This window comes from Phaeovulum molybdatiresistens (assembly GCF_023544865.1).
In the GTDB taxonomy this organism is placed as follows: Bacteria; Pseudomonadota; Alphaproteobacteria; order Rhodobacterales; family Rhodobacteraceae; genus Pontitalea.
Genome location: NZ_JAMJFX010000061.1, coordinates 1 through 4,342, shown reverse-complemented (window position 1 = coordinate 4,342; position 4,342 = coordinate 1). Strand labels below are relative to the sequence as shown.

Here is a 4,342-nt window from a genome sequence, read left to right as displayed (position 1 = left end):
TTGCATCGCTCACGTCCTCACCGGCGTCGAATTTCTTGTCGAACTCAGTTGCCTTCATAGTAGCTGATCTCCTCTTTCCGGGCACGGCGCACCGAGATGATCCGCACCGCATCACCTCGCGGCGTCCAGACGGCAGCCCAGTGTTTGCCCTCGATCTTCCCAATCGAGATGAAGCGCGGTTCATCCTCGGTCTTGGCGGGCGCTTCGAGCATCCACGGGTCGTCCCAAAGGGCCTGTGCCTGATCGAAGTCGATGCCATGCTTCGACAGATTCGAGGCACTTTTGGCGGGATCATACTCAAAATCCATGCGTAATTATGGTATAGTAATTATCCATTTTCAAGCGTGGTTCTGCGCGATCACCGCCGCCAGCCCGGCCCTCCGATATTCGGAGATCTCCGGTCCGAGCTGGCTCCGCGCATCATTCCGACCGGCCCCCAAATGGCAGGGGCGGGATGGTGCGCAGCCGCCCCTCGGGCGGCTTCCGGCGGGAGGTCCAGGAGGGCGCAGCGCCTCCGGCCCAACGGCAATTAGCGGAGCGGCTCGGAGAGAATTGCCTAGTGGGTTGTCATTTGAAATGACAATTCTGTCGCTCTCCGCTATCACCGTCCCATGTTCAAGGCAGCGATCCGCGTCAACAAGTTCACCACCATCGCCCAGCTTCGCGGGGCGTCCCTCCATGCGCAGCGTCACGACGAGACCGGCAAGGCGCGGGTCCGGGACGATGCAGAACCCGGCTTTGGGCTTGCCTGGTCGAAGGCCGAGAACGACCGGGACTATCTCGCCGCCTTCAAGGCCCATAAGTCCGACATGGGAGCCGGCGAACGGAAAGGCGCGCCGCTCTGCTTGCAGGCCATCTGCGTGGTGTCGCCGGAATGGGTGGAAAAGGCCGGCAACCTGCACGACCCCGACAACCCGCATAACCGCCAGCTCTTCGACCAGGCAAAGGCATGGGCCGAGAGCTGGGGCGGCGAGGGATCGGTGATCGCCACCCGCCTCGATCTCGATGAGAAGGGCGGGGCCGTGGTCGATGTTCTGGTCTCTCCCGTCCGGGAAAGCCGGGGCAAGCCGGTGATCTCGACCAACAAGGCGCTGCGCGAGCTGAAAGAGGCCACGGGCGAGCGGAACGAATACTCCGCCTTGCAGACGTCCTGGGCCGACTGGTGCCGCGAGAATCTGGACAGCGAAATCGTGCGCGGCACCCGCAAGGAAATCACGCAGCGCCAGCACCTGTCGCCGGAAACCTATGGGGCGGTCATGGACAAGGCCCGTGAGAGCGTCAGAGCGCCCTCAGAGGGCCTGTGGGATGCCATCAGGGATGCAGACCTCTCAGAACGCCAGACAGAGGCCCTGAGCGGCCTCCTGGCGCTCAAGGGGGAGATTGCCCGCCACAGGGCCGAAGGAAGTGCCTACGAGCCTCCCAGGGGCGCTCTGACGCTGGATCGGGTTGGTGGGGACGCCAGCACCGATCCCTGGCCCTTCATTGAGGCGATCAGATCCGGGGCAGAACGGATCTATGACACGGCGCATCGTTGCGGTGTGGGACTCCGGGAAAATATGGGTGATCGGTATGAGGCCGGGCGCGATCTCTTCCCCAGCCTGTCCGACCGGATGCACTTGGCAGCGGTGGTGGCGAAGTGCGGGGCGTTCATGGCGAGGATGGAAGCTGCGGTGAAGAATATGCTTCGGCCTGATGTTCCCCAGATCGAGGACAGGACCTGCTGGCCACAAGAAGCATCGGCAGAGGTGGAGCGTCACGAGATGAACCTTGGCCTGACAGCTCCCGCGGTTCAGGAAGAAACCCAGTCAGAACGGGAAAACGATCTTACCGACCGTGCCAGCCGGGAACGGGATCGAGGGTCCAGCCACGGTCTCTGACCCCTAGTGTTAATAGTGTTACCTACGGAGTATGTTACGGGGCCGAAAATCACCCATAACCTACTGCTATCGAAACAGGAAACTATCCACAGGGTTCCGAAACTAACGAATCTGGGTTCCGAAACTAACGAATCTGGGTTCCGAAACTAACGAACGGATTTCGCCCCCAAAACGGGTCCTGATATAACGAACTTGACGAGCAGCCCGTTCCTAGCCGATGCTGGTTCTCGATATAACGAACTCAACCAGGCGAACGGATGCCGCTGCTCCCCGACAGACACCCCCAGAAGGACTTTTTCATCCTCGACATCTCCGATGTGGTGCCGAAGGACGACATGGCCTCGATGGAGCATCCGCTGTTCTCGCTCGCCACCAAGCCGGACATGCGCCACCTTGAATATCGCGGCGGTGACAACCGGCTGAAAATCGTGCCGTCCGGGGTCGGCCTGCCCACGATCTTCGACAAAGACATCCTGATTTTCTGCGTGAGCCAGCTCATGCACCGCAAGAACCGGGGCGAGAAGATCGGAAAGCGGGTTCGCTTCAGCGCCCGCGAGCTGATGGTTACCACCAACCGCAAGACGGGCGGGATCGAGTATCAGCGCTTGGAACAGGCATTCCAGAGGCTGATCGGCACCACCTTCCAGACCGACATTCAGACCGGGAACAAGCGCGAGACACGCTTTTTCAGCCTGCTGGAATCGGGCAGCGGGTTCGTCATGAAGGAAGAAGGCAAGTGGCGGCTCGACTACTGCGAGGTGATCCTGTCCGACTGGGTGATGCGCGCGATCGAGGGCGACGAGGTCGTGACGATCTCGAACGACTACTTTCGCCTGCGTCGTCCACTTGAGCGCCGCCTGTATGAGATCGGCCGCAAGCATTGCGGGGGCCAGCCGAAATGGCAGATCGGCCTCGCCAAGCTTCAGGAAAAGACCGGCAGCAATGCTCCTCTGAAAAAATTCCGGCTGAACATCCGCCAGATCATCGAGGACGATCACACGCCGTTCTATCGCATGGAGCTGACCGCCGAAGACCTGGTGATCTTTCGCCCGCGCTCACCGCAGAACGAACTCTTGCCCGAGATCAGGCTTCCGGGGTGGGCCGAGGACAAGGCGAGAACCATCGCCAGGGAGAAGGGCCGGGACTACTACGCCCTGCGTTCGGACTGGCTGGCATTCGCCAAGAGCGAAGCAGCCAAGGGCAACCCACCGAAGAACGCGGGCGCTGCTTTTGTGGCCTATTGCGGAAAGCAGGATAGCTTGCGTTAGCCGGGCCTAGCCCTGCCTCGATCAGGTGCCCTTGGCGTTGCGCCACGCAACGCGATACCCTGTTGCGCAACAGGCAAAAGCAACGAGGCGCAACGGCATGAAATATTCACTATCAGAGGCCGCAAAGGCCACCGGAAAGAACAAGACAACAATCCAGAGAGCGATCAAAAGCGGAAAGATATCAGCTAGTAAGGGCAATGGCGGCTCATATGAAATTGATCCGTCAGAGTTGCACCGGGTTTTTCCACCCACTGTTGCGCAACGCGATGCGCAACACATGCAAAGCAACGATACGCAACAGGCAAAATTTGCCCCCGAAAGCAGCTACATAGACCGTGTTGTTGAGCTGGAAAAAGAACTGGCGGTCGCCCATGAGAGAGCCAACGGTCTGGAAGCCCAGAAGGATCAGATGGCAGATACGATCAACGATCTACGGAAGCGCCTGGACAGCTCCGAAACCCGCGTGACGGCGCTTCTGGCCGACAACAGCCCAAAGCGCAGCTCTTGGTGGCCTTGGAAGCGATCCTGACCAAAGGCAGAAATACGGACAAAGCGGACATTGCTCCATAAAATAGCGAACGTGTTGGTCACGGTTGACGTCTATGACCGAGGAAACACGCCGAACAACAGCAAGCCGCTCGAAAGTATCACCGCGAATACCAAAAGCAGCTTCCGGTTAAAACTGTAGCTTTCGTGAGTGGGATCACGAAGGTCCCAGTGGTTAAACGGTTGCACGAAGAAATGTCTGTAGAAAGTGAAAACCATAAAGCTGAAAAAGGCTATGAGCCAGACGCCTTCCGCGACCACCCTTGCGTACCCAAAGGCATCTTGATTTACCATTCTCAGCCCTTCCTGACGTTAGGATATTTATGCATGTGCACCATTGTCATGCAAGGGCTCAAAGCCGTCATCCGGCCATGGGGTGGCCGAACCGCAAGCACCCACCGCCAAAGTCGATGAGCCTACTGGAGCCGTTCGGCAATCCATAGCTTGATCAACGATTGCCGCGTCACGCCCAGGTGCCGAGCCTGCTTGTCCAGGCCCTCCACGACCCACGCCGGAAAATCCACGTTCACACGCTTGGGCTGATCGTTCCGACGGCGCGCCTGGGACCAGTCGATTGCATCGCTCACGTCCTCACCGGCGTCGAATTTCTTGTCGAACTCAGTTGCCTTCATAGTAGCTGATCTCCTCTTT

5 protein-coding genes are annotated in these 4,342 nt (G+C 59.2%); 3 read left to right on the top strand and 2 right to left on the bottom strand.

Going from position 1 to position 4,342, the window contains the following annotated elements; all coding sequences use genetic code 11:
* Positions 1 to 44: 44 nt before the first annotated feature.
* Positions 45 to 308, bottom strand: a complete 264-nt coding sequence (locus MXB90_RS17570) for a BrnT family toxin (RefSeq protein WP_134079808.1) — start codon at positions 306 to 308, stop codon at positions 45 to 47.
* A 303-nt stretch (positions 309 to 611) separates the two neighbouring features.
* Here MXB90_RS17570 and MXB90_RS17565 point away from each other — a divergent pair, with 303 nt between their 5' ends.
* From MXB90_RS17565 to MXB90_RS17555, 3 genes are all read left to right on the top strand, one after another.
* The gene (locus tag MXB90_RS17565) at positions 612 to 1,877 is read left to right on the top strand and encodes a plasmid recombination protein (protein WP_250046704.1); all 1,266 of its coding nucleotides are present in this window, start codon (positions 612 to 614) and stop codon (positions 1,875 to 1,877) included.
* Between the two features lie 257 nt (positions 1,878 to 2,134).
* Entirely contained in the window at positions 2,135 to 3,145 is a 1,011-nt protein-coding gene (locus MXB90_RS17560; RefSeq protein WP_250046703.1) for a replication initiator protein A, read from the top strand.
* A gap of 97 nt (positions 3,146 to 3,242) precedes the next feature.
* Positions 3,243 to 3,674 carry a helix-turn-helix domain-containing protein gene (locus tag MXB90_RS17555; RefSeq protein WP_250046702.1) on the top strand — a complete coding sequence of 144 codons (432 nt, stop codon included), beginning with the start codon at positions 3,243 to 3,245 and terminating at the stop codon, positions 3,672 to 3,674.
* Between the two features lie 433 nt (positions 3,675 to 4,107).
* On the opposite strand, the gene brnA is transcribed toward MXB90_RS17555, so the two are convergent.
* Positions 4,108 to 4,342: type II toxin-antitoxin system BrnA family antitoxin (brnA, locus tag MXB90_RS17550; RefSeq protein ID WP_250046701.1), on the bottom strand; the 235-nt coding region annotated here is incomplete at its 5' end.

Excerpts from the sequence above, each read along its gene's own strand:
- MXB90_RS17565 (WP_250046704.1), top strand. The coding sequence starts at position 612 with ATGTTCAAGGCAGCGATCCGCGTCAACAAGTTCACCACCATCGCCCAG.
- MXB90_RS17570 (WP_134079808.1), bottom strand. The coding sequence starts at position 308 with ATGGATTTTGAGTATGATCCCGCCAAAAGTGCCTCGAATCTGTCGAAG.
- MXB90_RS17555 (WP_250046702.1), top strand. The coding sequence starts at position 3,243 with ATGAAATATTCACTATCAGAGGCCGCAAAGGCCACCGGAAAGAACAAG.
- MXB90_RS17560 (WP_250046703.1), top strand. The coding sequence starts at position 2,135 with ATGCCGCTGCTCCCCGACAGACACCCCCAGAAGGACTTTTTCATCCTC.